This window comes from Pseudaquabacterium rugosum, assembly GCF_038066575.1.
GTDB lineage: Bacteria > Pseudomonadota > Gammaproteobacteria > Burkholderiales > Burkholderiaceae_C > Pseudaquabacterium > Pseudaquabacterium rugosum.
In genome coordinates this window covers 26767-53764 of record NZ_JBBUTF010000028.1, presented here as the reverse complement: position 1 = coordinate 53764, position 26998 = coordinate 26767, and the positions used below count along the sequence as shown (strand labels likewise).

The 26998-nt window shown below is 73.9% G+C and carries 22 protein-coding genes; 15 read left to right on the top strand and 7 right to left on the bottom strand.

Annotated elements, in window-relative coordinates; all coding sequences use genetic code 11:
* Positions 1-4: 4 nt before the first annotated feature.
* The gene (locus tag AACH11_RS22300) at positions 5-5293 is read left to right on the top strand and encodes a YhdP family phospholipid transporter (protein WP_341376486.1); all 5289 of its coding nucleotides are present in this window, start codon (positions 5-7) and stop codon (positions 5291-5293) included.
* Positions 5294-5303: 10 nt separating this feature from the next.
* Entirely contained in the window at positions 5304-6113 is an 810-nt protein-coding gene (locus AACH11_RS22295; RefSeq protein ID WP_341376485.1) for a carbon-nitrogen hydrolase family protein, read from the top strand.
* Positions 6114-6204: 91 nt separating this feature from the next.
* On the opposite strand, the gene AACH11_RS22290 is transcribed toward AACH11_RS22295, so the two are convergent.
* Entirely contained in the window at positions 6205-6606 is a 402-nt protein-coding gene (locus AACH11_RS22290; protein ID WP_341376484.1) for a thioredoxin family protein, read from the bottom strand.
* Positions 6607-6906: 300 nt separating this feature from the next.
* On the opposite strand from AACH11_RS22290, the gene AACH11_RS22285 reads away from it, so the two are divergent.
* Together AACH11_RS22285 and soxZ are read left to right on the top strand one after the other, a co-directional pair.
* On the top strand, positions 6907-7584 hold the full coding sequence (locus AACH11_RS22285) for a thiosulfate oxidation carrier protein SoxY (protein ID WP_341376483.1): 678 nt from the start codon (positions 6907-6909) through the stop codon (positions 7582-7584).
* An 11-nt stretch (positions 7585-7595) separates the two neighbouring features.
* The gene (soxZ, locus tag AACH11_RS22280) at positions 7596-7934 is read left to right on the top strand and encodes a thiosulfate oxidation carrier complex protein SoxZ (protein WP_341376482.1); all 339 of its coding nucleotides are present in this window, start codon (positions 7596-7598) and stop codon (positions 7932-7934) included.
* A 27-nt stretch (positions 7935-7961) separates the two neighbouring features.
* On the opposite strand, the gene AACH11_RS22275 is transcribed toward soxZ, so the two are convergent.
* Positions 7962-8291, bottom strand: coding sequence for a metal-sensing transcriptional repressor (locus tag AACH11_RS22275; RefSeq protein ID WP_341376481.1), 330 nt, complete (start codon positions 8289-8291; stop codon positions 7962-7964).
* Between the two features lie 24 nt (positions 8292-8315).
* Positions 8316-8858: a single-stranded DNA-binding protein gene (ssb, locus tag AACH11_RS22270; RefSeq protein ID WP_341376480.1), complete on the bottom strand. Its 543-nt coding sequence runs from the start codon at positions 8856-8858 to the stop codon at positions 8316-8318.
* Between the two features lie 209 nt (positions 8859-9067).
* Here ssb and AACH11_RS22265 point away from each other — a divergent pair, with 209 nt between their 5' ends.
* The gene (locus AACH11_RS22265) at positions 9068-11026 is read left to right on the top strand and encodes a RecQ family ATP-dependent DNA helicase (RefSeq protein ID WP_341376479.1); all 1959 of its coding nucleotides are present in this window, start codon (positions 9068-9070) and stop codon (positions 11024-11026) included.
* Between the two features lie 21 nt (positions 11027-11047).
* On the opposite strand, the gene AACH11_RS22260 is transcribed toward AACH11_RS22265, so the two are convergent.
* Positions 11048-11815, bottom strand: a complete 768-nt coding sequence (locus AACH11_RS22260) for a Crp/Fnr family transcriptional regulator (RefSeq protein ID WP_341376478.1) — start codon at positions 11813-11815, stop codon at positions 11048-11050.
* 248 nt (positions 11816-12063) lie between these two features.
* On the opposite strand from AACH11_RS22260, the gene AACH11_RS22255 reads away from it, so the two are divergent.
* The 3 genes from AACH11_RS22255 to AACH11_RS22245 all read left to right on the top strand — a co-directional run bounded on the left by AACH11_RS22255 (position 12064) and on the right by AACH11_RS22245 (position 16312).
* Positions 12064-15201: an excinuclease ABC subunit UvrA gene (locus tag AACH11_RS22255; protein WP_341376492.1), complete on the top strand. Its 3138-nt coding sequence runs from the start codon at positions 12064-12066 to the stop codon at positions 15199-15201.
* Positions 15198-15353, top strand: coding sequence for a hypothetical protein (locus AACH11_RS22250; protein WP_341376477.1), 156 nt, complete (start codon positions 15198-15200; stop codon positions 15351-15353). Before AACH11_RS22255 ends, AACH11_RS22250 begins: the two co-directional genes overlap by 4 nt.
* A gap of 239 nt (positions 15354-15592) precedes the next feature.
* Positions 15593-16312 (top strand): hypothetical protein, encoded by a 720-nt coding sequence (locus AACH11_RS22245; protein WP_341376476.1) that lies wholly within the window; start codon positions 15593-15595, stop codon positions 16310-16312.
* A 20-nt stretch (positions 16313-16332) separates the two neighbouring features.
* Here the strand turns inward: AACH11_RS22245 and AACH11_RS22240 are convergent, their stop codons facing one another.
* Positions 16333-18333, bottom strand: a complete 2001-nt coding sequence (locus AACH11_RS22240; protein ID WP_341376475.1) for a monovalent cation:proton antiporter family protein — start codon at positions 18331-18333, stop codon at positions 16333-16335.
* Positions 18334-18469: 136 nt separating this feature from the next.
* Here AACH11_RS22240 and AACH11_RS22235 point away from each other — a divergent pair, with 136 nt between their 5' ends.
* The 4 genes from AACH11_RS22235 to AACH11_RS22220 are packed head-to-tail and all read left to right on the top strand — an operon-like array spanning position 18470 to position 21590.
* On the top strand, positions 18470-19462 hold the full coding sequence (locus AACH11_RS22235) for a KpsF/GutQ family sugar-phosphate isomerase (protein ID WP_341376474.1): 993 nt from the start codon (positions 18470-18472) through the stop codon (positions 19460-19462).
* A 13-nt stretch (positions 19463-19475) separates the two neighbouring features.
* The gene (locus AACH11_RS22230; RefSeq protein WP_341376473.1) at positions 19476-20084 is read left to right on the top strand and encodes a KdsC family phosphatase; all 609 of its coding nucleotides are present in this window, start codon (positions 19476-19478) and stop codon (positions 20082-20084) included.
* Positions 20074-20793: an LPS export ABC transporter periplasmic protein LptC gene (lptC, locus tag AACH11_RS22225; protein ID WP_341376472.1), complete on the top strand. Its 720-nt coding sequence runs from the start codon at positions 20074-20076 to the stop codon at positions 20791-20793. The genes AACH11_RS22230 and lptC overlap by 11 nt, the downstream gene beginning before the upstream one ends.
* Complete coding sequence (locus tag AACH11_RS22220; RefSeq protein WP_341376471.1) at positions 20790-21590, top strand: SDR family oxidoreductase; 801 nt, start codon at positions 20790-20792, stop codon at positions 21588-21590. The genes lptC and AACH11_RS22220 overlap by 4 nt, the downstream gene beginning before the upstream one ends.
* A gap of 102 nt (positions 21591-21692) precedes the next feature.
* Here the strand turns inward: AACH11_RS22220 and AACH11_RS22215 are convergent, their stop codons facing one another.
* A complete protein-coding gene (locus AACH11_RS22215) occupies positions 21693-22175 on the bottom strand; it encodes an RNA recognition motif domain-containing protein (protein WP_341376470.1) in 483 nt (160 codons plus the stop codon).
* Between the two features lie 338 nt (positions 22176-22513).
* On the opposite strand from AACH11_RS22215, the gene AACH11_RS22210 reads away from it, so the two are divergent.
* From AACH11_RS22210 to AACH11_RS22200, 3 genes are all read left to right on the top strand, one after another.
* Positions 22514-24199: a GMC family oxidoreductase gene (locus tag AACH11_RS22210; RefSeq protein ID WP_341376469.1), complete on the top strand. Its 1686-nt coding sequence runs from the start codon at positions 22514-22516 to the stop codon at positions 24197-24199.
* 415 nt (positions 24200-24614) lie between these two features.
* Positions 24615-25451 carry an HDOD domain-containing protein gene (locus tag AACH11_RS22205; protein ID WP_341376468.1) on the top strand — a complete coding sequence of 279 codons (837 nt, stop codon included), beginning with the start codon at positions 24615-24617 and terminating at the stop codon, positions 25449-25451.
* Positions 25452-25493: 42 nt separating this feature from the next.
* Positions 25494-25856 carry a hypothetical protein gene (locus AACH11_RS22200; RefSeq protein ID WP_341376467.1) on the top strand — a complete coding sequence of 121 codons (363 nt, stop codon included), beginning with the start codon at positions 25494-25496 and terminating at the stop codon, positions 25854-25856.
* Positions 25857-25922: 66 nt separating this feature from the next.
* Here the strand turns inward: AACH11_RS22200 and AACH11_RS22195 are convergent, their stop codons facing one another.
* Positions 25923-26888, bottom strand: coding sequence for a LysR family transcriptional regulator (locus AACH11_RS22195; protein ID WP_341376466.1), 966 nt, complete (start codon positions 26886-26888; stop codon positions 25923-25925).
* Positions 26889-26998: the final 110 nt, after the last annotated feature.

The following is a 26998-nucleotide window of genomic DNA, read 5'->3' as shown; positions in this document are numbered from 1 at the left end:
ATTCATGTCCTTGTCGTCGATCGCCACTGTCGGCCGTCACACCCTTGCGGCCCTGGGCCGGCTGACGCTGCGCGGCCTGGGCGGCCGCCGGGGCATGCCGGCGCGTCTGCTGTGGGGCATCCTGCTGTCGATGGGTCTGCTCGGCAGCTTAAGCCTCGGTGCTTGGCTGATCTGGGCCAAGGGAATTGTGCCGAACCTGGACCGCCTGCGGCCGCAGGCCGAGCAGGCGCTGACGAGCGCCCTCGGCCGGCCCGTGCGGATCGCCGCACTGCACGCCGACGACCACGGCCCCGGACTGCCGACGCTGCAGGTCCGGGGGCTGTCGATCGACGCCCCTGACGGGCGCGCGGGTCTGCGGCTGACGCAGGCCCGGCTGCAGCTGGGCCTGCACCCGCTGGCCACCTGGCGGCTGTGGCGCGAGCGCACGCTGATGCTGTCGGCACTGGAGCTGCAGGGGCTGACGGTGCACCAGTGGCGCAGCGCCGACGGCCACCGCTGGCTGGCCGGCTTCGACCTCGATGCGCCCGGAGCACCGGCGCTGTCGGCCGCGCAGGTGCTGGAGACGCTGCTGGAGCAGCCCCGGCTGAGCCTGCGCGACGCCCGTCTGCTGCTGTGGACCGCGACCGATGCGCAGCCGACCCCACTGGCGCTGCGCGAGGCGGGACTGGTGCGCGAAGGGCGCCGCCATCGGCTGTGGCTGGAGACCGGGTCGGCCGACGGGAAAGACCGCCCGGCCCCGACCGCCGCGGCCGGCGCGCCGCCCGGCCCCGATCTGACGCTGCAATGGACCCCGCGCCGTGGCGATCCGGCCCTGGCGTGGTGGGCCGGCGAGGGCACGCTGGTGCTGCGCGCCGACAGCCCGCGGCTGACCGACGACCTGAGGCGCCTGCGCCAGCTGCTGCAGGCCTGGCGCGCGGCCCCGACCGGCCCGGATCTCCTGCGCGATCTCGACGGCCTGGACGGCCGTCTGCGCACGATGGTGACGCTGCAGTGGTCGGCCGGCCGCTGGGACCAGCTGGGCGCGGACATCGACGCCCGCGGGCTGAGGCTGCCGCCGGCCCTGGGCTGCCGCACACCGCCGTGCCGCATCGGCGCGCTGGGTGGCCGCTGGCAGCTGACCCAGCAGACCGACGGGGTGGCGCTGCCGGCGTCCACCGGATCCGGCCCCGTCCGGCTGCCGGCCCCCGCCCATCCCGCGGCGAGCGCCGCGACCGCCGCACCGGCCCTGGCCCCCACGGCCGCCCTGACCGACCGCCTGCGGCCACCGGCCGACTGGCTGCTGCCGCCCACGGCCGCCCGCTGGCGCCTGAGCGGCCAGGACCTGCGCTGGACCGGCGCCGACAGCCCGGGCTGGCAGGACGGCCGGCTGCGGCTGGACCTGAGCCTGAGCGCGGAGGCCACCGCGGCCACGACCACGGCCACGGCAACAGCCACATCGGCCGCGGCGACACCGCTGGTGACCGCCTGGCCCGATCGCCTGCGCGGGCGCCTGGCCAGCGCCCGCTTCAGCCTGTCCGAGCTCACGCTGGACGACTGGCCGTCGGCCCTGCATCCCTGGCTGCCGCCCCGCCACGCCGAGCCCCTGCGCGCACTGGCGCCCGAGGGCCGGCTGCGCGGTCTGCAGGCCCGCTGGCGGGCCGACGACACGCTGACCGAGCGCGGCACCCCGACGGCCCGGGGCACTGGCACTGGCACTGGCACTGGCACTGGCACTGGCACTGGCACTGGCACTGGCACTGGCACTGGCACGGGCACGGGCACTGGCACGAGCACGAGCACGAGCACGGGCGAGGCCCGGGCCGGGTCGGCATCGACCGGCCGTCCCGCCGCCATGGGCTGGACCGGGCTGCTGCAGCGGGGTCGCTGGCAGCTGGACGCCCAGCTGCGGGGCCTGCGCTGGCAGGCCCTGGCCGCGGACGATCCGCTGCGCCCGGGCGTGCCCGGGGTGGGCGGCCGGCGCGGCCTGCAGGCCCGCCTGACACTCGACGAACGCGGCGGCCAGCTGCAGCTGCGCGACGAGCCCGGCGCCGGCGACCGCACGGCCACGGCGGCGCCAGGCAGCCTGTCCGCCCCGCCGGCCGCGGGCGCACCGGCAGGGCCCTGGCCCGAGGCGTCGACCGCGACCGCGGCCACGCCAGCCCCCCCGTCCGACGCAGACCACACCGGCGCGGCCACCGGTCTCTGGCTGGACCTGCCGGGCGTGTTCGCCCAGCCGCGGCTGCCGCTGCGCACGGTGCAGGGCCGGCTGGGCTGGGACTGGCCACAGGCCGGTCATGCCGGATCGCTGCGCTTCGACGACCTGCAGCTGCGCAGCGACGACGCCCTGCTGCAGGCCAGCGGTCACTGGCAGGCGGGCACGGCACAGGCCCACGGCACGCCGACGACGACGCCGCGCGCCGCCGGCCCGCTCGGCACGCTGCAGCTGCAGGCCGCACTGGTCGGCAGCGCCGACGCACGGGCCATCGCCCGCCATCTGCCGGTGCAACTGCCGCAGGCCACGCGCGACTGGGTGCGCGACGCGGTGCAGGCCGGCCGCATCGAGCGCCTGCAGGTGCAGATCGACGGCCCGCTCGACGACTTCCCCTTTGCCCACGGCGGCGGCCGCTTCGCGCTCGAAGGCACGGTGCGCGAAGGCCGGCTCGACGTCGCCGGCAGCCCTCGGCCGGCGGACGGCCTGACGGCCGGGGCCCCGGTCTGGCCCGTGTTCGAGGACCTGGCGGGCCACCTGCAGATCGATGGCCGCCGGCTGGCCTTCGACATCGCCCAGGGCCGGCTGTGGCAGACGACGCTGGGGCCGGTGCAGGGCCAGGTCGCGCCACTGGACGGCAGCCCGGCCACGGCGCTGACCGTGCGCGGCCAGGCCCAGGGGCCCGCACAGGACCTGCTGCGCTACCTGCAGGCCTCGCCGGTGGGCGGCTGGCTCGACCATCTGCTGGACGAATCGGCGGCCGACGGCCCGGCTCGGCTGCAGCTCGCCCTGCAACTGCCCTTCGCCGACCCGACCCGCACCCGCGTCCAGGGTGAGGTGACGCTGGACGACGCCCAGACCCTGCGCTGGCGGCCGGCCCTGCCGCCGCTGCGCGAGGCCCGCGGCCGGATCCGCTTCGACGAGCGCGGCGGCCAGGTCGAGGCGCTGGGCGGCCGCTGGCTGGGCAGCCTGCTGCGCGTGGACGGTGGCAGCGTGCACACGCCCACGGCGGTGCCGGCCAGCCTGGCCGAGGCCGCGGCCCACGTGCCGGCCCCTCTGCGCCCGGGCGAGACCGACGCCCCGCGCGACAGCGCCTGGGCCCTGCACCTGCGCGGCGAAGCCGATCTGGCCGCGCTGGCCGCCAGCGCTGACCTGCCGCCGACGGCCGCACGACAGCTGCAGGCGCTGCAGCCCTGGATCAGCGGCCGCCTGCCGTTCACGCTCGACCTCGGCCAGGCCCGGGCCACGGCCGACGCCGGCCAGCTGTGGCTGCAGCTCGACGGCGACCTGCAGCCGCTGCAGCTGACGCTGCCGGCCCCGCTGACGCACGGCAGCGCTCCGCCAACGGCCCGGCGCCTGCAGCTGCAGCTGCGGCCGCAGGACCTGACCGGGGAGAAGGCGGAGGCCGCCACGTCCACGTCCACGTCCACGTCCACGTCCACGTCCACGTCTGCGGCTACGGCTACGGCTACGGCAGCGACGACGACCACGGCCACCGAGGCCGGCGCGGCGCGCCAGCGGCTGCAGCTGCAACTGGGCCCGCTGCGCGGCGAGGCGGTGCTGGGCTGGCAGGGACAGGGTGCCGGGCAGCGGCCACAGCTGCTGCGCCAGGCCTGGGCCTGGGGCCGTCCGCTACAGACGCCGACGGCCGAGGGCCGGGTCGACCTCGCGCTGCCGCTGCTGGACCTCGACGCCTGGCAGGCCACGCTCGACCGCCTCGACGAGGCCCTGCAGGCCGCCCGCACCCCGGTCGCCCCGCAGCCCGAGTCCGCCACCACGACCACGACCACCACCGCCACCGCCACCGCCACCCCGCACCCGACCGCCGCCGTCACCGTCGTCCGCTGGCCCGGCCGCTGGCAGGCCGACATCGACACCGTGCTGGCCGGCGGCGGGCGCACGGTGCGCGCGCTCGCGCTGGAGCTGCAGCGCGCCGACGACGGCCGCTGGCTGGCCGAGGGCCGCGCCGCGCAGGGCGCCGGCTCGCTGGCCTGGACCCCGCCGACCCCCGCCGCCCCCGGCGGTCATCTGCAGGCCCGGCTGACGCGGCTGGTGATCCCGCGTGCCGAGGCCGACCGCGCGACCGACCGTCTGGCCCATCTGCTGGAGCGCCCGGCCGTCAGCGCACCGACGCTGGACATCGCGATCGACACACTGCAGGTCGAGGGCCGTGAACTGGGCCGGCTGCAGGTGCAGGCCAGCGCCACCGCCCGCGACTGGCGGCTGGACCAGCTGAGCCTGGACAACCCCGACGCGCGGCTGAGCGCCCGTGGCGTCTGGGGCCCGGCCGCCGCGGGCGACGCGCGCCACATGGCGCTGGACTTCGGCCTCGACGTCATCGACGGCGGACGCCTGCTGCAGCGCCTGGGCTTCGGCCAGCTGATGCGCGGCGCCTCGGGCCGGCTGCAGGGGCGGCTGGGCTGGGACGGCTCGCCCTGGGGGCCGGACCTGCCGACGCTCGACGGCCAGCTCGATCTGGCCCTGGGCCGCGGCCAGTTCCTGCAGGTCGATCCCGGCGCGGCCAAGCTGCTGGGCGTGCTCAGCCTGCAGGCCCTGCCGCGGCGGCTGACGCTGGACTTCCGCGACGTCTTCGCCGCCGGCTTCAGCTTCGACGAGGTGGCCGGCCAGGCCCGCATCGAACACGGCCTGGCGCGCACCGAAGGCCTGCGCATGCGCGGCGTGCAGGCCCTGGTGCAGATCGGCGGCCAGGCCGATCTGGTGCGCCAGACCCAGGACCTGAAGGTGGCGGTGATCCCGGAGCTGGACGCCGGCACCGCCTCGCTGGCCTGGGCCGCGCTGGTCAATCCGGTGGTCGGCGTCGGCAGCTTCGTCGGCCAGTGGCTGCTGCGCGGGCCGCTGGAATCGGCCACCACGCGGCTGTTCGAGATCAGCGGCAGCTGGGACGACCCGCAGGTGCGCCAGGTGCAGCGCGGCGCGATCGCCGCCGCCGCGGCCGCACGGGAGGCCGCGACGGCCGCCCCCGGGACCGCGGCACCTGGCACCGCGCCGGCCTCGGCGCCCGGCACCGCAGCGGCCTCGGCGCCCGCCGCCACGCCCGCCGCGCCCGCCCCCGGCACGACCACGGACGGCGCGTCTGCGCGATGATCGCGCCATCATGCTGAACGTCGCCGCCCTGCAGATGGTCTCCGCGCCCGACGTGGCGATCAACCTCGCCACCGCCTGCCGCTTGATCGCCGAGGCCGCCGACCAGGGCGCGCGGCTGCTGGCCCTGCCCGAGTACTTCTGCCTGATGGGGCAGTCCGACCGCGACAAGCTGGCCATCGCCGAGGCCGAGGACAGCGGCCCGATCCAGGACACGCTGGCCGCGGCCGCCCAGCGCCACGGCGTGTGGATCATCGGCGGCACGCTGCCGCTGCGCACCGAGGACCCGCAGTGGGTGCGCAACAGCTGCCGCGTCTGGGGCCCGGACGGCCGGCCGCGGGCGCGCTACGACAAGATCCACCTGTTCGCCTACGACAACGGGCGCGGCGAGCGCTACGACGAAGGCCGCGTGCTGCAGGCCGGCGACGCGCCGGTGGCCGTCGAGGTCGACGGCTGGCGCGTCGGCCTGGGCATCTGCTACGACCTGCGTTTTCCCGAGCTCTTCCGCGCGCTGATGCAGCCCGCGCCCTGCGACCTGCTGGTGCTGCCGGCGGCCTTCACCCACGGCACCGGCCGCGCGCACTGGGAGCTGCTGCTGCGCGCCCGCGCGGTCGAGAACCAGTGCTACGTGCTGGCCCCGGCCCAGGGCGGCCTGCATCCGAACGGCCGCCGCACCTGGGGCCACAGCCTGCTGGCCGACCCCTGGGGCGAGGTGCTGGCCGTGCAGGCCGAGGGCGAGGGCGTGGTCGCCGGCACGCTGCGGCGCCAGCGGCTCGACGAGGTGCGCGCACAGTTGCCGGCGCTGGCCCATCGGCGGATCTGAGCGGGCGGCCTCGGGCGGCCGTCTGGGTGCGGATCGCCCAGGGCGGCGGCCGGACCGCCGCGCTCGCGTCGGCTGAGCCCGCTGGGTCAGCTCAGCTGGCCAGCGGCCGCTGCGAGCCCAGCTGCCAGACGGCCGCGGCCATCGCGGGGCCGACCTCGGCCGCCGCGCCGGGTGCCAGCGCACCGTCGCGCAGCGCCTGCAGCAGGCGCTCCAGCGTCGCCGCATGCGGCAGCAGCGTGCCATGGAAGCGCGGCCGGCCGTCGTGCAGCACCATCAGCGTCGGGAAGGTCTCGATGTCCAGCGCCTCGTCGCCGAGCGCGTCGGCATCGTCCTCGATGTCGATCCAGGCGAAGCGCAGGCCGGGATGGGCGCGCGCGACCTCGGCCATCACGCCCTGGTAGGCGACGCAGGTGTTGCACCAGCCGGCACACAGGCAGGCGACGAGCCAGTCGCCCGCGGGGGCGGACGCGGCGGCAGGAACGGCAGCGGACATGGCGCCGGAGTCTGCCAGAGGCGAACGGCCCGACCCGGGGCAAGGCCGCTGCCGGCGCATCGGTCGGCCGTGCTAGGGTGCGGTGCGGTGCGGTGCCGTGCGGTGCAGCGCAGTGCCATGCGACCGGCGCCCGCCTGCATGTCCGATCCGCCCCGAGCGGGCGCCCCGATGCGCGGGAGCGTGCCATCGGCCCGCCGGTTGCCGCATCTGCCACGGCCACGGCCACGGTCACTGCCATCGCCACTGCCCTGCCACGGCCTTCCCGCCGCCCGCCTCCCCGCCTCCCCGCCAGCCCAGCCGATGCCCTTGACCGACCGCCGCACCACCCTCCAGGCCTGGGCCGCGGCACTGGCCGCGATGGGCTGGCCGCAGGTGCGGGCGGCGTCCGCGGCGGTGACTCAGCAGGCTGAGCAGGCCCCCGATGTCCCCGGAGCCCACGGGGCCGCAGCGCGCCAAACACACGAGGGGACCGGCGAGCGGCCGCAAGCCGCGCTCGCGGCGCGCACGCTGCCGGAGGCGCTGGCCGCCCTCGGCCTGCCGGGCCCGCCGCCGACGACCGACGCCCTGCGCATCGACGCGCCGGCGCTGGCCGAGAACGGCGCGGCCGTGCCGGTGGCGGTGCGCTGGGCACCGAGCGCCACATCGGCCGTCGCACCGACCGCCACACCGGTGGACGCACGGGTAGACGCACCGGTGGCCACACGGGTGGTCACACCAGGCCGCAGCGCCGGCCGCGTCGCCGAACCCAGCGACGCGGCCGCGACGGATGGCCCGCTGCGCCTGGCCCTGCTGGTCGAGGGCAACGCCCAGCCTCTGGCACTGCTGGCGGAGCTGGATCCGGCCTTGGAGCCCGCCCTGGGCACGCGGCTGAAGTTCGCCGACAGCGCGCAGCTGTGGGCGCTGGTGCGCCTGGCCGACGGCCGCTGGTTCAGCCAGCGCGCGTCGGTGCGCGTGGTGCAGGGCGGCTGCGCCGTCTGACCGGGCCGGGGATGGACACGACCGACACCCTGCCGCCGCCGGAGCCGACACGGCTGCGCGCCCGCCGCCAGGCCGATGGCCGGACCGCGCTGCGGCTGCTGGCCGCCCATCCGATGGAGACCGGTCAGCGCATCGATGCCGACGGCCGGCGCGTGCCGGCCTGGATCATCCAGACGCTGACGCTGCGCCTGCGCGGCCGCACCGTGCTGCGCTGGCACTGCGGCACCGCGGTCGCGCAGAACCCCTATCTGGAGCTGACGCTGCGCGATGCGCAGGTCGGCGACACCATCGAGGTCGACTGGGTCGACAGCCTGGGCCGCCGGCGCAGCGACCGCACGACCGTGGCCTGAGCCCCGAGCCGCGGGACAGGGGCCGCGTCAGCGCAGGCGGCCCAGCAGGCGCTGCACCTCGGCCATCACGGCGTCGATCGGATCGCCGACGGCCTCGGCAGGATCAGCGGGCTCGAGGGCCACCGGCGCGGCGGCGGGATCCGCCAGCCGCCGGCGCAGCTCCTGCTCCATGAAACAGACCGTCATGCGCACGCAGGCGCTGTCGAGCGCGCGGCGCACCGCCGAAAGCTGGGCCGCCAGCTCGGCGCAGGGGGCGTCCTCGTCGAGCATGCGCTGGACGCCGCGCAACTGGCCTTCGGCGCGCTTGAGCCGGTTGCGCAGATCGGCGCGTGCGGCCTCGTTCTCGAGTCGGGCCATGCGGGACGTCCGTCAGACCGGGGCTCAGAACGGGATGTCGTCGTCCATGTCGTCGAAGCCGGTGTTCGACTTCGAAGCCGGCGCCGGACGCGGCGCCGGTGCCGGGCGGGGAGCGGGGGCCGGACGGCGCGGCGCGGCAGCCGGCTCGTCGCCGAAACCGTCGTCGGCCGCCGCCATCGGGGCGCTGCGGCCATAGCCGCCAGCCGCACCGCCGCCGCCACCACCGGCCTCGTCACGGCCACCCAGCAGCTGCATCTGCTCGGCGTAGATCTCGGTCGTGTACTTCTCGACGCCGTCCTTGTCGGTCCACTTGCGGGTGCGCAGGCGGCCCTCGATGTAGACCGAGCGGCCCTTCTTCAGGTACTCGCCGGCGATCTCGGCCAGGCGGTCGAACAGCACGACGCGGTGCCATTCGGTCTCTTCCTGGCGGTCGCCGGAGTCCTTCGCCTTCCACTGGCGGGTGGTGGCCAGGCTCATGTTGCAGACGGCGCTGCCGTTGGGCGTGTAGCGCACCTCGGGGTCGCGACCCAGGTTGCCGATGAGGATGACTTTGTTGATCGAGGCCATGACGGCGGCTCCTTGCTGTTGGGGGGATGTTTGCGCGGTGTGGCAGGCGCAAGGCCGAGTCCGGATTCTCCCCCAGCCGGCAGCCGAGGGGCCATCCCTCCTCCGTCGCGGGCCTGTCTGGCGGACGATCCCCCTGGCGCGGGCCCCCGCCGGAGGGCCCGCGCCGGGATCGGCGGCGGGGGCGGGCGCGCACGGCGACAATCGCCCCCGTGAACGCCCCGCTGACCGACTCCTCGCTGCCCGCCACGTCCCCGTTGGCCATCCTGCGCGAGGTCTTCGGCTACCCCGCCTTCCGCGGCCAGCAGCAGGCCATCATCGAGCACGCCGCCGAGGGCGGTGATGCGCTGGTGCTGATGCCCACCGGCGGGGGAAAAAGCCTGTGCTACCAGGTGCCGGCCATCGCCCGCCACCGCGCCGGCCACGGCATCACGCTGGTCGTCAGCCCGCTGATCGCGCTGATGCACGACCAGGTCGGCGCGCTCGACGAGGCCGGCGTGCCGGCGGCCTTCCTCAACAGCACGCTCGAGGGCGACGAGGCCCGCCGGGTCGAGCGCGACCTGATGTCGGGCAAGCTGGTGCTGCTGTACGCCGCGCCCGAGCGCATCCTGACGCCGCGCTTCCTGGCCATGCTCGATTCCCTGCACGAGCGCGGCCTGTTCAGCCTGCTGGCCATCGACGAGGCCCACTGCGTCAGCCAGTGGGGCCATGACTTCCGCGAGGAATACCTCGGCCTGTCCGCGCTGCACGAGCGCTACCCCGACGTGCCGCGCATCGCGCTGACCGCCACCGCCGACAGCACCACCCGCGCCGACATCGTCGAGCGCCTGGCGCTGGAGTCGGCGCGCACCTTCGTCAGCAGCTTCGACCGGCCGAACATCCGCTACACCATCGTCGAGAAGGACGAGGCCAAGCGCCAGCTGCTGCGCTTCCTGCGCGACGAGCACGAGGGCGATGCCGGCGTCGTCTACTGCCAGAGCCGCAAGAAGGTCGAGGACACCGCGGCCTGGCTGTCGGCCGAGGGGCTGAACGCGCTGCCCTACCACGCCGGCCTCGACGCCGAGGTGCGCGCCCGCCACCAGAACCGCTTCCTGCGCGAGGACGGCATCGTGATGGTGGCCACGGTCGCCTTCGGCATGGGCATCGACAAGCCCGACGTGCGCTTCGTCGCCCACCTGGACCTGCCCAAGAACATCGAGGGCTACTACCAGGAGACCGGCCGCGGCGGCCGCGACGGCCTGGCCGCAGACGCCTGGATGGCCTATGGCCTGCAGGACGTGGTCAACCAGCGCCGGATGATCGACGACAGCGAGGCCGAGGAGGAGTTCAAGCGCCTGCAGCGGGGCAAGCTGGAGGCCCTGCTGGCCCTGGCCGAGGCGCCGGACTGCCGCCGCGTGCGCCTGCTGGCCTATTTCGGCGAGGCCTATGCCGGCGCCGGCGTCGACCCGGCCACCGCCGAGCGCGACGCCGACGGCGCCCTGCTGCGCCCGGCCAGCCGCTGCGGCAACTGCGACAACTGCCTGCATCCGCCCGAGGTCTGGGACGCGACCGAGGCCGCACGCAAGCTGCTGAGCTGCATCTACCGCTGCCACCAGGCCAGCGGCTTCGGCTTCGGCGGCGCGCACCTGATCGACGTGCTGCGTGGCCAGCGCACCGAGAAGGTGGTGCAGCGCGGCCACGACCGGCTGAGCACCTTCGGCATCGGCGCCGACGTGCCCGAGACGCAGTGGCGCCGCGTGCTGCGGCAGATGATCGCCTCCGGCCATGTGCGCAGCGTCGGCGAATACAACACGCTGGAGCTGGCCGACTCGGCGCGCACCGTGCTGCGCGGCGAGGAGCCGGTGCGCCTGCGCGTGCCGACGGAGCCGGCACCGCGCCGCGGCCGGCCGTCGAGCACCAGCCGCGGCAGCCGCACGCCGCGCGCCGCGCCGGTCGAGCTCGACCGCGATGGCCAGCAGCGCTTTGCCGCCCTCAAGGCCTGGCGGGCCGAGGTGGCCAAGGCCCACAACCTGCCAGCCTACATCGTCTTCAACGACGCGACGCTGGCCGAGATGGCGCGTGCCGCGCCCGACAGCCTGACCGCGCTGGCCGGCATCAGCGGCGTCGGCAGCAAGAAGCTCGACGCCTACGGCGACGAGATCCTGCGCGTGCTGCAGGCGCTGCAGGACTGAGACGCGCCCCGCGGTCCGGCCTCAGCCCGGACCGACCGCCTCGCGCAGCGCGGCCAGCAGGCGCGGCATGTCCAGCCGCGCATGGCGCAGGTCGGCGAACTGCATCACGCCCTCGCGCTTGAGCGCGGCCACCAGGCGGCTGGCGGTCTCCACCGTCACGTCCAGCATGGCGCCGATGTCGCCGCGCGCCGGCAGCCAGATGCGGCCGTCGGGCTCGCCGTACTCGCTGAGCTTGAGCAGCAGGCGCAGCATGCGCCAGCGCGCGTCGCCGGTCGACAGCTCGGTCAGCCATTCCTCGGCCTCGTCGAGCGCGGCCTGCCAGCGCTTCATGAGGTCGCGCAGCAGGGCCGGCTCGGCCGCCCCCAGCTCGTCGATCAGCACCCGCGGCAGGCGGCAGACCTGCAGCGGCGTGCAGGCGATGGCATCGGCGGCGTGGGTCTGGCCCAGCAGCGCCTCCAGGCCGACCAGATCGCCGGGGCCGGCCAGGCGCAGCACGCGGCGGCCGCCGCGCTCGCTGCTGCGCTCCAGGCGGATCAGGCCCTCGCGGATGGTCCAGGCCGCGGCCGCCGGCTCGTTGGCCCGGTAGAGCGCCTGGCCGGGCTCGATGGTCTGCTCGCTGATGTGGGCCGGCAGCCGGGCCAGCATCGCCTCGTCGAAGACGCCGAACAGGGCCTGGCGGCGCACCGGACACCCCGCGCAGCTGTGGGCCTCCGGCCCGGCTCGGCGGGCATCGTTGGACGCGATCCACAGCGCGTCGTGGGAACAGCGGGACGAATCGGACGGCACCATGGCGCCCAGTATCCGCGCCGCAGTTGGCACCGACCTGACGCAGCGCCCCCCCGCCGTCCGCCGCCAGGGAGAACCCGGATCCGGCGGCCCGCTCTGGCTATGATGACCGGTTGCCCGCGGCGCGACCGCCCCCAGGTCGTCGCACCGCCCGCCCGCCCCACGCCCGAAGCCGCCCGATGTCCGCTGCCCCCGCCTCCTCCTCCAGCCCGTCGGCGATGCCCGGCCCGGTTCCCGCCCACGCCCCCGGCATGGCACCCGCGGGCCTGCATCCGACGGCCGTCGCCACCCGCCTGGTCGTGCGCGGGGCCCGCACCCACAACCTGAAGAACATCGACCTCGACATCCCCAAGCACGCGCTGGTGGTGATCACCGGGCTGTCGGGATCGGGCAAGTCCAGCCTCGCCTTCGACACGCTGTATGCCGAGGGCCAGCGCCGCTACGTCGAGAGCCTGTCGGCCTATGCGCGGCAGTTCCTGCAGCTGATGGACAAGCCCGATGTCGACGTGATCGAGGGCCTGGCGCCGGCGATCTCGATCGAGCAGAAGGCCACCAGCCACAACCCGCGCTCGACGGTGGGCACCGTCACCGAGATCCACGACTACCTGCGTCTGCTCTACGCCCGCGCCGGCACGCCGCACTGCCCCGATCACGGCCTGCCGCTGCAGGCGATGAGCGTGGGCCAGATGGTCGACGCCGTGCTGGCGCTGCCCGAGGACACGAAGCTGATGGTGCTGGCGCCGGTGGTGCGCGACCGCAAGGGCGAGTTCACCGAACTGTTCGCCGACATGCAGGCGCGCGGCTACGTGCGCTTCCGCATCGACGGGCGCATCGTCGAGGCGCAGGACCTGCCGCCGCTGAAGAAGAACGAGAAGCACGACATCGACGTCGTCATCGACCGCCTGAAGGTGCGCAACCCGGTGGCCGCCGAGCAGGTCGAGGCCAGCCCGCTGCCCGGCGCCGCGCCCGGCAGCACCGCCGGCACCAGCCAGAAGCAGCGCCTGGCCGAGAGCTTCGAGGTCGCGCTGCGCGCGGCCGAGGGCCGGGCCATCGCGCTCGAGATGGACAGCGGCCGCGAGCACCTGTACTCCAGCAAGTTCGCCTGTCCGGTGTGCAGCTACGCGCTGGCCGAGCTGGAGCCGCGGCTGTTCTCGTTCAACAGCCCGCAGGGCGCCTGCCCGGCCTGCGACGGCCTGGGCCAGCAGACCGTGTTCGACCCCGAGCGCGTGGTCGCCTTCCCCAGCCTCAGCCTGGCCGGCGGCGCGGTCAAGGGCTGGGACCGCCGCAACCCCTACACCTTCTCGATGCTGGAGAGCGTGGCGCGGCACTACGGCTTCGACATCGACACCGCGTTCGAGGACCTGGCACCGGCCCACCAGCAGGTGCTGCTGCACGGCTCGGGCGAGGAGGCGATCGCCTTCACCTACGAGGCCGAGGCCGGCGGCGCCAAGGGCAAGGCGCGCCGCAGCGTGCAGCGCGAGCATCCCTTCGAGGGCATCATCCCCAACTTCGAGCGCCGCATGCGCGAGACCGACTCGCAGGCCGTGCGCGAGGACCTGGCCCGCTACCAGGCGGCCCGGGCCTGCGCGCAGTGCGAGGGCTCGCGGCTGCGGCGCGAGGCGCGCCATGTCGTCCTGCCCGGCATCGCCGCGGCCGTCGAGCGCGCGCAGGATGAACAGGCCGCGCCCACCGCGCCCGACACGGCCGCCATCGCCGACCCCTGGGCCGCGCCGCAGCCGATCTACCGCGTCGAGCACGCGACGCTGGCCGAGGCCCTGCACTACTTCGAGCAGCTGGCGCTGACCGGCGCCAAGGCCGAGATCGCCGACAAGGTGGTGCGCGAGATCCGCGCCCGGCTGCGCTTTCTCAACGACGTCGGCCTGAACTACCTGAGCCTGGACCGCAGCGCCGACACCCTGTCCGGCGGCGAGGCGCAGCGCATCCGCCTGGCCAGCCAGATCGGCTCCGGCCTGACCGGCGTGATGTACGTGCTCGACGAGCCGTCCATCGGCCTGCACCAGCGCGACAACGAACGCCTGATCGGCACCCTGCGCCACCTGCGCGATCTCGGCAACAGCGTGCTGGTGGTCGAGCACGACGAGGACATGATCCGCGCCGCCGACCACGTCATCGACATGGGACCGGGCGCCGGCGTGCATGGCGGACGCGTGATCGCCCAGGGCACGCCGGCCGCGGTGGCCGCCGACCCGCAGAGCCTGACCGGCCGCTACCTGTCCCAGGTGCTGCGCATCGAGGTGCCGACCCAGCGCCGGCCGTTCCGCCTGCCGGCGCCCGCCGCGCCGGCCCCGGCCGCCGCGCCGCCGCGCGGCCTGCGCGCGAAACTGGCCGCCGCCAGCGCCCCGGCGGCCGACACCGGCCCGGTCGCGCTGTCGATCCGCGGCGCGCGCGGCAACAACCTCAAGAACGTGTCGATCGACCTGCCGGTCGGGCTGTTCACCTGCATCACCGGCGTCTCCGGCTCGGGCAAGAGCACGCTGATCAACGACACGCTCTACACCGCCGTCGCCAAGAAGCTCTACGGCAGCCATGCCGAGCCGGCCGAGCACGACGAGATCGAGGGCCTGGAGGCCTTCGACAAGGTCATCAACGTCGACCAGAGCCCGATCGGCCGCACCCCGCGCAGCAACCCGGCCACCTACACCGGCCTGTTCACGCCGATCCGCGAGCTGTTCGCCGAAGTGCCGATGGCGCGCGAGCGCGGCTACGGCGCCGGCCGCTTCAGCTTCAACGTCGCGGCGGCGGCCGGCGGCGGCCGCTGCGAGGCCTGCCAGGGCGACGGCGTGCTGAAGGTGGAGATGCATTTCCTTCCGGATGTCTACGTGCCCTGCGACACCTGCGGCGGCCAGCGCTACAACCGCGAGACACTGGAGGTCCAGTACAAGGGCAAGAACATCCACGAGGTGCTCGCCCTGACGGTCGAGGACGCGCTGGCCTACTTCAGCGCCGTGCCGGCGCTCGCACGCAAGCTGCAGACGCTGGTCGACGTCGGCCTGGGCTACATCACCCTCGGCCAGAGCGCGACCACGCTGTCCGGCGGCGAGGCCCAGCGGGTGAAGCTGGCGCTGGAGCTGTCCAAGCGCGACACCGGCCGCACGCTCTACATCCTGGACGAGCCCACCACCGGCCTGCACTTCGCCGACATCGAACTGCTGCTGCGCGTGCTGCACCAGCTGTGCGACGCCGGCAACACCATCGTCGTCATCGAGCACAACCTGGACGTGATCAAGACCGCCGACTGGCTGATCGACATGGGCCCCGAGGGCGGCGCCGGAGGCGGCCGCGTGCTGGTGGCCGGCACGCCGGAGACGGTGGCGGCCTGCCCGGCGAGCGTGACGGGGCGGTTCCTGGTGCCGTTGCTGGCGCGGTGAACGCACAGCCGCGTGGCGGTCCGGCCGGCTGGACCTGCGGGTCCGCTCGCCATGCGGTGCAGGCGATCGTCGCCGGACGGCGCGACAAGCAGGCGGTCTGGTCGGTCAACATCGATGACAGCTATCACGAGGAGACGGAATCGGCCGGCTGAACGCCGCCCGGTGAAGCGCTCGCTCGCCCCTGCGCCTGCGGGGGCGAGCGGACGCTCCACAGGGCCAGGCCCTGTGGCTGAGGGGACCTGTCACCGCACTTCGCACGTACGCTGGGATCCGTTGCCCATCCCCAAGAATGTCGTACGTGCAGTCTCACCCCCAAATCAGTCACACCGCACGGTGTGCGCGGCCTCTCGGGCCGACCCTGGCCACGGTCGCCACCCTGGCGCTCAGTCTGATGCTGGCGGGTTGCGGTGGCGGCGGCACCGGCAGCACCAGCGGCACCGGCAGTGAATCCTCCGGCAGCGGCAACAGCTCGGGCGACACGACGACCCCGACCGAGACCTATGACCTGGGTCGGGCACTGAGCCGGCTCTACACCCACGGCTACACCCGCGCCGGTCTGAGCACGACGACCGCGGCCGGTGTGCGCTACACGCTGGATCTGCAGATCGACCCGTACCAGACCGCCGAGCAGAACGGCAGCAGCTACAAGGTCTCGGCCCACTACACGACGATCCGAGCGGCCGACGGCACCGTGCTGCGGCTGGGCCAGACCAGCGAGGTCTACCAGGACAGCCCGAGCTTCCGATCGCTGTACCGGGTCTCGCCGACCACGGTGTCGTACCAGGCCCTGGTCGAGAGCGGCCTGCCGTCAGCGGCCATTCCGGGCAGCGGGCTGAATCCGCTGATGAGCTCGACCGACCATCTGCGCACCGCGGACAACACCGCCGGCGAGCAGATCTCGACCTCGAACACCTTCTGGTCGCTGACCCGGGTCAGCGCCAGCACGGCCTGGTTCTGCCTGACGACGGTGACCACGCTCAGCGGCCAGAGCCAGCCCAGCGGCAGCACGGCCGAATGCCTGCTGCTCGACCGCAGCGCGGATCTGCAGGTGATCGGCGCGCGGCTGAACCTGCCGATCAGCGACGGCGACGGCAACCTCACCTTCGAGTGAGGCCGGGCCGCGCCAGCGGTTCAGCCCTTGAGCAGCCGTGCCTCGGCCAGCGCCAGGGTCTCGGGCACGCCGGACAGCACCAGCGTGTCACCGGAGGCCAGCACCAGCGCGTCCTGCGGCTCGATCACCCGGCCACCGGCCTGGCGCACCGACACCACCAGCACGCCCATCGGGGCGAACAGCTGTTCGCCCAGGGTCTGGCCCAGACAGGCGGCCGCACCGGGCAGCGTCACGCTCATCAGACGCGCCTGCTGGCGCTCCTCCAGCGTCAGGTCGTCGTCGGCGCCGTGGAAGTAGCCGCGCAACAGGCCGTAGCGCTTGTCGCGGGCGTCGCGCACCAGCGAGATCACGCGCCGCATCGGCACGCCGACCAGGGCCAGCGCCTGGGCCGCCAGCATCAGGCTGCCCTCCAGCGCCTCGGGCACGACCTCGGTCGCGCCGGCGTCCTTCAGGCGCGGCAGGTCGGCATCGTCGATCGTGCGCACGATCACCGGCACCCGCGGCGCGTGCTCGCGCACCAGGGCCAGGATCTTCAGCGCCGAGGGCACGTCGTGGTAGCTGACGACCACCGCACTGGCCCGGGCCAGGCCGGCGGCCATCAGGCTGGGCAGCCGCGCCGCGTCGCCGAACACCACGCTGCGGCCGGCCGCCGCGGCCTGGCGCACACGGTCCGGATCAAGATCCAGCGCCATGTACGGGATGCCCTCGGTGCCCAGCAGCTGGGCCAGCGACTGGCCGCTGCGGCCATAGCCGGCGATGATCACGTGGGCCTCGGTCTTGATCGACTTCCTGGCGATCGAGGTCAGCTGCACCGACTGCAGCAGCCACTCGTTGGCCGAGAAGCGCATCACCACCCGGTCGGCCATCATCACCATGAAGGGCGTGGCCAGCATCGACAGCACCATGCTGGCCAGCACCGGGCTCATCCAGCTGCCGCGCAGCAGGCCCTGGTCGACGCCGAGCGTCAGCAGCACGAAGCCGAACTCGCCGGCCTGGCCCAGGTACAGGCCGGTGCGGATCGCCACCCCCTGCGGCGCGCCGAACAGCCGCGCCAGCAGCGTCACCAGCAGCACCTTGGCCAGCACCGGCAGCAGCGACAGCAGCAGCACCAGGAACCACTGGTCGAGCACCGGCCGCCAGTCCAGCTTCATGCCGATGGTGATGAAGAACAGACCCAGCAGCACGTCGTGGAAGGGCCGGATGTCGGTCTCGACCTGGTGCTTGTATTCGGTCTCGGCGATCAGCATGCCGGCGACGAAGGCGCCGAGTGCCAGGCTCAGGCCGGCATGCTCGGTCAGCCAGGACAGGCCGAGCGTGACCAGCAGCAGGTTCAGCACGAACAGCTCCTCGCTGCGGCGGCGCGCCACCAGCGTCAGCCACCAGCGCATCACCTTCTGGCCACCGACCAGCAGCAGCGTCAGCAGCACCGCGGCCTTGAGCAGCGCCAGCCCGATCACGCCGGCCATGTCGCTGCCGCTCTCGTCGAGGGCCGGGATCAGCACCAGCAGCGGCACCACCGCCAGATCCTGGAACAGCAGCACGCCCATCACGCGCCGGCCGTGCTCGCTGTCGAGCTCCAGCCGCTCGGCCATCAGCTTGACGACGATGGCCGTCGACGACATCGCCATCGCCGAACCCAGGGCCAGCGCGCCCTGCCAGTGCAGCTCCCAGGGCCGGCCCAGCCAGGCGAACAAGGCCACCAGCGCGGCATTGCCGGCCAGCGCACCGAGCGTGGTCAGCGCCACCTGCGACAGGCCGAGCCCGAAGACCAGCGTGCGCATGCTGCGCAGCTTGGGCAGATTGAATTCCAGCCCGATGACGAACATCAGGAACACGACGCCGAACTCGGCGAGGTAGCGCACGCCGGCCGAGTCACGCGCCAGCGCCAGCGCATTGGGACCGATCACCACGCCCACGGCCAGATAGCCGAGCATCGGCGGCAGCTTCAGGCTGCGGCAGGCGACCACGCCGAGCACGGCGGCGATCAGGTAGAGCAGTGCGACTTCGAGAGTGGAGGCCATCCAGCGGACCAAGGGAAGGACCACGACCGCGCTGCGGTCGCCGCCCGGAGCGGACTTCTAGAATGCCTGCATGCTAAGCCAGCGGCCGCACCCGAGCGGCCCGCTCGCCTGCCCACCGATCCGACCCGTCCCGAACGTGACCACGACCCCGCCCCCGCTCGACCCGGCCGCCACCCTGGCCTCGATCCGCCGCACCCTCGAGCTGGAGGCCGCCGCGCTGCGGGCGCTGGCCGACCGCCAGGGCGAGGGCCTGCACGCCGCCCTGCAGGCCATGCTGGCCTGCCGCGGCCGCGTCATCGTGATGGGCATGGGCAAGAGCGGCCATGTCGGCCGCAAGATCGCCGCCACCCTGGCCTCCACCGGCACGCCCGCCTTCTTCGTCCACCCGGCCGAGGCGGCCCATGGCGACCTGGGCATGGTGCAGGCCGGCGACGTGGTGCTGGCCATCAGCAACTCCGGCGAGAGCGACGAACTGGCCGCGCTGCTGCCGGCCCTGCGTCGCCTGGGCATCACGCTGGTGGCGATGACCGGCCGCCCCGCCTCGACCCTGGCCCGCCATGCCGACCACGTGCTGAGCTGCGCGGTCGAGCACGAGGCCTGCCCGCTGAACCTGGCGCCCACCAGCAGCACCACCGCGCAGATCGCGCTGGGCGACGCGCTGGCCGTCGTGCTGCTGGAGGCGCGCGGCTTCCGCCCCGAGGATTTCGCCCGCTCGCATCCCGGTGGTGCGCTGGGCCGCAAGCTGCTGGTCCATGTCGCCGACCTGATGGTGCAGGGCGACGCCCTGCCCTGCGTGGCGCCGGACACGCCCTGCCTGGACATGATGCGCACCATGTCGGCCAAGGGCCTGGGCGCGGCCCTGGTGATCGACGCCGGGCACCGCCTGCTGGGCATCTTCACCGACGGTGACCTGCGCCGCGCGGTCGAACTCGGCCGCGACCTGCGCACGCTGCACGCGGCCGACGTGATGCGGCCGCAGCCCAAGACGATCGGCGACCAGGCCCTGGCCGTGGACGCGGCCGGCCTGATGGAGCGCCACAGCATCACCTCGGTGGCCGTGCTGGACGCGCAGAACCGTCTGGCCGGCATGCTGACCATCGGCATGCTGATGCGCGCCAAGGTGCTCTGAACCCGGACCGGACATGACCGTCGACACCTCCCTCGCGCCACGCGCCACCGGCACCGCCGCCCTGCGCTTCGATCCGGAACTGCTGCTGCGCGCCCAGGGCCAGGGCGGCGGCATGAAGGCCGCCATCCTCGACGTCGACGGCGTGCTGACCGACGGCCGCCTGGTCTTCGGCGAGCACGGCGAGCAGCTCAAGGTCTTCCATGTGCTCGACGGCCACGGGCTGAAGATGCTGGCGCAGGCCGGCATCGCGGTCTGGGTCATCACCGGACGCGACGCGCCGGCCCTGCGCCGCCGGCTGACCGACCTGGGCGTGACGACGGTGCGCTACGGCGTGGTCGACAAGCGGGCCGCCGCGCAGGCGCTGCTCGACGAACACGGCATCGACTGGCCGCAGCTGGCGGCCATCGGCGACGACTGGCCGGACCTGCCGCTGCTGCAGCGCGCCGGCCTGGCGGTCGCACCACCCAACGCCCATGCCGAGGTGCTGGCCCGCGTGCACCACGTGACCCGCGCCCGGGGTGGCGAGGGCGCGGCCCGGGAGTTCTGCGACCTGCTGCTGCAGGGCGCCGGCCGCTACGCCCAGGCGCTGCAGCAGTTCCAGGGCACGCTGGATGGGCGCTGATCGCCCGACGGCCCAGGCCTCCCCGTCGACACCCGAGCTGCACCTGCCCGATCTGCCGCAGCTGCAGCTCGGCGGATCGACCGGCGAAGGCCGGGCGCGCCGCCCCCGCCGTGGCCTGCGCGAGTGGCTGACGGTCTCGCTGCCGCTGCTGCTGATGGCCTTGCTGGCGCTCGGCACCTGGTGGCTGGTGCAGGTGGCGCCGCAGCCGCCTGCGCCGCGCCCGCCGAGCACGCCCGGGGACGAGCCGGACTACCGCATGCAGCAGTTCACGATCACCCGCTTCAGTCCGCAGGGCCGCCAGATCCTGCGCCTCGAAGGCCGCGTGCTGCGCCACTTCCCGGCCACCGACCGGCTGGAGATCGACGACGTGCGCATCGAGGCCGAAGCGCCGGACGGCCGCCGCACCGAGGCCCGCGCCCGGCGTGCCGTCAGCAACGGCGATGGCACGGAGATCAGCCTCGAAGGCACGGTGCGCCTGCGCAGCGCACCGGCGGCCGGCGCCGCCGATGCCGCCGTCACCGAGTTCGAAGGTGAATCGCTGCAGGCCTGGACCCGCTTCCAGCGCCTGCACTCGGACCGTCCGCTGCAGCTGCGCCACGGCACGCTGCAGGTGCGTGCCGGCAGCATGAGCCTGGACCAGCCGGCCGGCACCTTGACCCTCGGCGGGCCGGTACGGCTGACCGCGCCCCCCCGCGGGACCGCAGGATGAGCACGACGGCAGCCGCGGGCGCGGGCCCGCTGGTCGTCATCAGCGGGGCCTCCAGTGGCATCGGCCAAGCGCTGGCGCTGCAGGCCTGGGCGCAGGGCTGCCGTCTGCTGCTGCTGGCTCGCCGCGAGGCGGAGATGGCGCACTGGGTCGCTGCGCAAGGTCTGGATGCCACACGGGTGCGCTGCATGGCGGTCGACGTGCGCGATCTGGCGGCCGTGGCCGCGGCCGGACGTCACTGCCTGGACGAACTGGGCGTGCCCGACATCGTGATCGCCAACGCCGGCCTCAGCATCGGCGTGGACACCGCTGACGCCGCGGATCTGGAGGTCATGCGCATGACCTGGGAGACCCACAACCTGGGCACCGCGGCGCTGTTCCAGCCCTTCGTCGCCGCGATGTGCGCGCGCGGCAGCGGCCGGCTGGTCGGCGTGGCCAGCGTGGCCGGCATCCGCGGCCTGCCCGGCCATGGCGCTTACTGCGCGAGCAAGGCCGGCGTGATCAGCTACTGCGAGAGCCTGCGCGGTGAATGCCGACCCTACGGGGTCAAGGTCGTCACGCTGGTGCCGGGCTATGTCGACACGCCACTGACCCGCGGCAACCCCTACGGCATGCCCTTTCTGATGCCGGCCGAGGACTTCGCCCGCATCGCGTGGCGGGCGATCGAGGCCGGCGAGCGCTACCGGGTGATCCCCTGGCAGATGGGCTGGATCGCGCGCCTGATGCGGCTGCTGCCCGACGCGCTGTTCGACCGCCTGCTGGCGGGCCGGCCACGCAAGCCCCGACGGCCCGGCGCCTGAGCCATCGGCTCGGCGTCCGATGAAACGACGACGGCCCCGGATCGCCGAACGATCCGGGGCCGTCGTCATCGTCAGACCGGGGATTGCCCCGGTCTGCAGGGATCAGTAGCCCTGGCTGCCACCACCGTAGCCGCCGCCGCCACCACCGCCGCCGCCGCGGGGGCCACGGCCGGTGCCGTAGGGGCTGCGGCCACCGCCGCCACCACCACCGTAGCCGCCGCCACCGCCGCCGTAACCACCACCACCGCCGCCGTAGCCGCCGCCACCGCCGCGGTTGCCACCGCCGTACGGACCACGGGCACCACCACCACCGCCGCCGAAGCCGCCCGGACGCTCTTCGCGCGGACGTGCTTCATTGACGACGAGCGGACGACCCTCCAGCTGCTGGCCGTTCATCGCGTTCATGGCGGCCGTGGCTTCAGCAGGACTCGACATCTCGACGAAACCGAAGCCCTTGGACCGGCCGGTCTCGCGATCCATCATGACCTTCGCGGACGTCACGACGCCGAACTGCTCGAAAGCCGACTGAAGCGACTCATCGCGCACGGTGTACGCGAGGTTGCCCACGTAAAGCTTGTTTCCCATGAGGGGAAGCTCCTAGAGAGAAAGTGAAACCATGTGGAGCTTCAACCCAGCGTGAACCATTCAAGCTAAAGGCGCCGTCTCCAGACACGGGCCGGGGTACAGACGAACCCCTGGGCATTATGGTCGCAAAAGCCGTACCACTGCCAGCACCGTACTAACCCTGGAAACCGTGGGTATCAGGGGCTTGATCTGCCGCAGATGAGGCCCCTGAACGACGCCCTGCGCACCGTCTGGAGGCGGCCATGCACCGCCGCGGCTCCCCGCGACCCGGCACGGCCGCGCACAATCGTCCACACCATGGCCCACCATCCCGGACGGGCCGGCCAAGGAGGGCCCGCGTGAGCGAGCAGGTGTTCGACCACATCATCGTCGGCGGCGGCACGGCCGGCTGTCTGCTGGCCAACCGCTTGTCGGCCCGGCGCGACCGGCGCGTGCTGCTGGTGGAGGCCGGCGGCAACGACGACTACCCGTGGATCCACATTCCGGTCGGCTATCTGTGGTGCATCGGCAACCCGCGCACCGACTGGCTGTGGCGCACCGAGACCGAGCCCGGGCTCAACGGCCGCGCACTGCGCTATCCGCGCGGCAAGGTGCTGGGCGGCTGCTCCAGCATCAACGGCATGATCTACATGCGCGGCCAGGCCCGTGACTACGACGGCTGGGCCCGGCTGAGCGATGACCCGGATTGGCGCTGGGAGGCCTGCCTGCCCTGGTTCAAGGCCCACGAGGACCACTGGCGCGGCGCCGACGCCGCCCATGCCGCGCCGGGCTTCGATCCCGGCGGCCGGCGCGCCGGCGGCGAGTGGCGGGTCGAACGCCAGCGCCTGTCCTGGGAGATCCTGGATGCCTTCGCCGCCGCCGCGCAGCAGGCCGGCATTCCGGCCAGCGAGGACTTCAACCGCGGCAGCAACGAGGGCGTCGGCTATTTCGAGGTCAACCAGCGCGGCGGCCTGCGCTGGAACGCGACCAAGGCCTTCCTGCGCCCGGTCCAGCACCGAGACAACCTGCAGGTGTGGACCGGCGCCCAGGTCACGCGCCTGCTGACCACGCGCGAGGCCGACGGCGCATTGCGCGTCAGCGGACTGGCCCTGCGCCCCGAGGGCCATGACCACGACGCCCACACCGCCGGCCAGCCGCTGCAGGTGCAGCTGAGCCCGGGCGGCTCGCTGGTGCTGGCCGCCGGGGCGATCGGCACGCCGCAGCTGATGCAGTTGTCGGGCCTGGGCCCGGCGGCCGATCTGCAGGCTCTCGGCATTCCGGTACAGGCCGATCTGCCCGGCGTCGGCGCCCATCTGCAGGACCATCTGCAGATCCGCACTGTCTTCGGCGTCAGCGGCGTGCGCACGCTCAACACGATGGCCGCGAGCTGGCCGGGCAAGCTGCGCATCGCCGCCGACTACCTGCTGCGCCGGCGTGGACCGATGAGCATGGCGCCGTCGCAGCTGGGCTGTTTCACCCGCTCGTCGCCGGAGCTGCCCTGGCCCGACCTCGAATACCACGTGCAGCCGCTCAGCCTGGACGCCTTCGGCGAGCCGCTGCACCGCCACGATGCGTTCACCGCCAGCGTCTGCCACCTGAACCCGACGAGCCGGGGCACGGTGCGGCTGCGCTCGCCACGGCCCGAGGACGCGCCGCTGATCCGCCCGGGCTATCTGTCCACCGACGAGGACCGCGCGGTGGCGCTGGCCGCGCTGCGCCTGACGCGCCGCATCGTCGCCCAGCCGGCCCTGGCCCGCTACCAGCCGCAGGAACTGCGACCGGGCGCGACCATCGAGGACGAGGCGGAGCTGCTGCGCCTGACCGGCGACATCGCCACCACCATCTTCCATCCGGTGGGCACCTGCCGCATGGGTCGCGCCGACGATCCTGCCGCCGTGGTCGACAGCCGGCTGCGGGTACGGGGCGTGCGCGGCCTGCACATCGCGGACGCCAGCGTGATGCCGACCATCACCAGCGGCAACACCTGCAGCCCGACGCTGATGATCGCCGAGCGCGCCGCGCACTGGATCGCGGGCAGCACCTGATCGGATGGCACGACCAGACGAAAAGGGCGGGGCATCACGTCGGGAATTCTCGACGATCGAGGCGGGTTAACCCCTGATGACGAAGGATCACAGGCTCCGTACAGTCCGCCCCACTCGGTCGCCGACGGACACCGGAGACAGCCCAGCCCCTGCGCTGGGCCGCCTCCACGACCGCCGCAGCGGCCCGGGGGACTGAGGAGACATCGACAACACGAACATCGTCGGCCTGCCGCACGCGCCACAGTACATCACAGCGTGCCGAGACAGCGTCAGACGCGCACTTTCTGGAACCGGGCCCGATGGCCCGGTTTTTTTTCGCCTGATCGCCGCCCCCGCACGGTCGCGGGCGTGCATTTCGGACGATCCGGCGGCCGCGGCCGGCCGTAGTCTGTGCAGCCACGCCCGTCTGCACGCCATGTCCGTCGACCCCGCCCTGCGCACGCTCGAGATCGATCTGCCTGCCCGGCCGCAGGCGCTGGTCGAGCTGTCCCTGCTGATGGCCGAGGAGCCCCAGCATCCGCAGCGCATCGCCGAGCGGGTGGCGTCCGACATGGCGCTGGCATCTGCCGTGATGCGGGCCGTCAATTCCGCGCTCTACGGGCTGCACGGGCGGGTCCAGACCGTGCACCAGGCGGTGCTCTACCTGGGCAGCAGCGAGCTGCTGGGCATCGCCTACGAAATCGGGCTGCGCGCCGCTTTTCCATCGACCGCCGAGCTGGAGCCGATCTGGCGGCGGGCGACGCTGCGCGGCGTGCTGATGGGTCGGCTGGCCGGTCTGCTGGACCTGGAGCGCTGGAGCGCCCACTCGGCCGGGCTGTTCGAGGAATGCGGCAAGGCGGCGCTGGTGCGCCACGCCCCCGCCCACTACCCGGCCATGCTGCGCGCCAGCCAGAACGACGACGCCCAGTTGTGCCAGATCGAGCGGACCGGCTTCGGGGTCAGCCACGACGCGCTCGGCGCGGCCCTGTGCGAGAGTTGGGGACTGGCCGGCACGGCCGTCTGCAGCGTGCGTCACCACGTGCAGGCCGTGCAGACCCGCGAACTGCCGGTGGCGCCGCCACGCCGCGGCGTGCTGGCCCTGTCGGTGCTGGCCGCCACGCTGATGGAGCGGCCCGAGGACATCGACGAGGTCGCGCTGGCGCTGGCCGGGCCGGCCGGCCTCGAACCGACCTTGCTGCTGCGCAGCTGTCGCAAGCTGGCCGAGCAGCAGATCTGGCAGTCGGCACGTCGCCACCCGACCCCCGACGCCTGAGCCCGCCGCCCCCCCCCCCCCTTCAGGCCAGGAGGACCGGAGATGCCCCCCGAGTACCAACCGCCCCATCTGCGCCCGGCCACCATGGCGGCCGGCGCCGCCCCGTTGCTGGTGCTGCTGGCCTTCGTGCTGCTGATCGGCCGCTGGGTCGAGCCGGACACGGCGCTGGTCAGTCTGGCCGGCCTGGTGCTGTGGGTCGCGGTCGAACTGCACCGCTACGAACGCGGCCTGCGCGACTACGACCGGCGCTACGCGGCCCGGCACCTGGACGGCCAGCCCGAACCCCGGCTGCAGGCCTGGGCCCGGGCGCCCGAACTCGATGTCGCGACACGCGAGGTGGTGCAGCGCTATCTCGACGGCGACGGTCGGCTGACGCCCGAACCCCACGCCGAACCGCGCCGCTGAGCGGACCGGCAGCCCCGCCGCTCGCCACACGAGCGGCGCGGGCCCCTCGCCGATCGGGACCGGCGCTCAGTCCACGGCCGGGGGCGCGGCCAGGGCCGCCGGGCTGCGCATCGGCGTCAGCCGTGCGCCGACGCGGTCGCCCACATGCTGCATGAAGGCGCGCACACGCGCGGTCTGGCGCAGATCCGGGTGGGTCAGCATCCAGACCGGCACGTCGAGCTCGGGGATGATGTCCGAGACCGCCACCAGTTCCGGGTGGCGCGCCTCCATGAAGGTCGGCAGCAGACCCACGCCGACGCCGGTGCGCAGCACGGCCGCGGCCGCATTGAACATGTCGACGCGCAGCCGCACATGGGCCTGGGCCAGATGCTCATGCATCCAGCGGTCGTAGACGCGGCCCTGGTTGTCGCGCTCGAACGCGACCCAGGGCGCATCGCGCAGCAGATGGGCGATCGGCTGCACCGTCTGCGGCAGGCCCGGTGCGCCGCGCAGCGCGTAGACCTTGCAGTGCGACAGCCCCAGCGGACGGCCGACCAGGTGCTCGGCCACCTGGGCCGACAGGCGCAGCGCGACGTCGGCCTCGCGGCGTGACCAGCCGGCGGACTCGTCGACATGGCGGCGCGAGAGATCGGCCGGGAAGGCGTTCTCGACCACCTCGACCTCGATGCCGGGATAGTCGCGTGCGAAGTCGGCCAGCGGCTGCGGCAGCAGGTGCTCCATGACGACGAAGGCCGTGGTCACGCGCAGCGGACCGCTGAGCTCGCGGTCGCGGCCGGCCACGCGGCGCTCGATCTCGGCGGCCTGATCGGCCATGCGGCGGGCCTGATCGAGCACCAGCGCGCCCGCCTCGGTCGGCAGATAGCCGGTGCGGGCGCGCTCGAACAGCCGTGCCCCGAGCCGGGCCTCCAGCGCGTCCAGACGGCGCAGCACCGTCGTGTGATTGACGCCGAGCTGCCGAGCCGCGCTCGCCAGTCCGCCGGTATTGCCCACGGCCAGCGCGTAGCGCAGGTCGCTCCAGTCCAGTTCGGTCATCCGTCTCGTCGTCGGGGCTGTCTCAGGAGACCCATTGTCAACGCGAGCGGGTCACCTTGTCATACAAGGTTGATCCGCTTGACGCCATGGCCGGGCGGCGGCCGGGGCGG

Coding starts and splice junctions, on each gene's coding strand:
- AACH11_RS22290 (WP_341376484.1), bottom strand. CDS start 6,606: ATGTCCGCTGCCGTTCCTGCCGCCGCGTCCGCCCCCGCGGGCGACTGG.
- AACH11_RS22295 (WP_341376485.1), top strand. CDS start 5,304: ATGCTGAACGTCGCCGCCCTGCAGATGGTCTCCGCGCCCGACGTGGCG.
- AACH11_RS22285 (WP_341376483.1), top strand. CDS start 6,907: ATGCCCTTGACCGACCGCCGCACCACCCTCCAGGCCTGGGCCGCGGCA.
- AACH11_RS22260 (WP_341376478.1), bottom strand. CDS start 11,815: ATGGTGCCGTCCGATTCGTCCCGCTGTTCCCACGACGCGCTGTGGATC.
- ssb (WP_341376480.1), bottom strand. CDS start 8,858: ATGGCCTCGATCAACAAAGTCATCCTCATCGGCAACCTGGGTCGCGAC.
- AACH11_RS22300 (WP_341376486.1), top strand. CDS start 5: ATGTCCTTGTCGTCGATCGCCACTGTCGGCCGTCACACCCTTGCGGCC.
- AACH11_RS22205 (WP_341376468.1), top strand. CDS start 24,615: ATGTCCGTCGACCCCGCCCTGCGCACGCTCGAGATCGATCTGCCTGCC.
- AACH11_RS22200 (WP_341376467.1), top strand. CDS start 25,494: ATGCCCCCCGAGTACCAACCGCCCCATCTGCGCCCGGCCACCATGGCG.
- soxZ (WP_341376482.1), top strand. CDS start 7,596: ATGGACACGACCGACACCCTGCCGCCGCCGGAGCCGACACGGCTGCGC.
- lptC (WP_341376472.1), top strand. CDS start 20,074: ATGGGCGCTGATCGCCCGACGGCCCAGGCCTCCCCGTCGACACCCGAG.
- AACH11_RS22245 (WP_341376476.1), top strand. CDS start 15,593: ATGCTGGCGGGTTGCGGTGGCGGCGGCACCGGCAGCACCAGCGGCACC.
- AACH11_RS22240 (WP_341376475.1), bottom strand. CDS start 18,333: ATGGCCTCCACTCTCGAAGTCGCACTGCTCTACCTGATCGCCGCCGTG.
- AACH11_RS22255 (WP_341376492.1), top strand. CDS start 12,064: ATGGCACCCGCGGGCCTGCATCCGACGGCCGTCGCCACCCGCCTGGTC.
- AACH11_RS22230 (WP_341376473.1), top strand. CDS start 19,476: ATGACCGTCGACACCTCCCTCGCGCCACGCGCCACCGGCACCGCCGCC.
- AACH11_RS22275 (WP_341376481.1), bottom strand. CDS start 8,291: ATGGCCCGACTCGAGAACGAGGCCGCACGCGCCGATCTGCGCAACCGG.
- AACH11_RS22220 (WP_341376471.1), top strand. CDS start 20,790: ATGAGCACGACGGCAGCCGCGGGCGCGGGCCCGCTGGTCGTCATCAGC.
- AACH11_RS22195 (WP_341376466.1), bottom strand. CDS start 26,888: ATGACCGAACTGGACTGGAGCGACCTGCGCTACGCGCTGGCCGTGGGC.
- AACH11_RS22215 (WP_341376470.1), bottom strand. CDS start 22,175: ATGGGAAACAAGCTTTACGTGGGCAACCTCGCGTACACCGTGCGCGAT.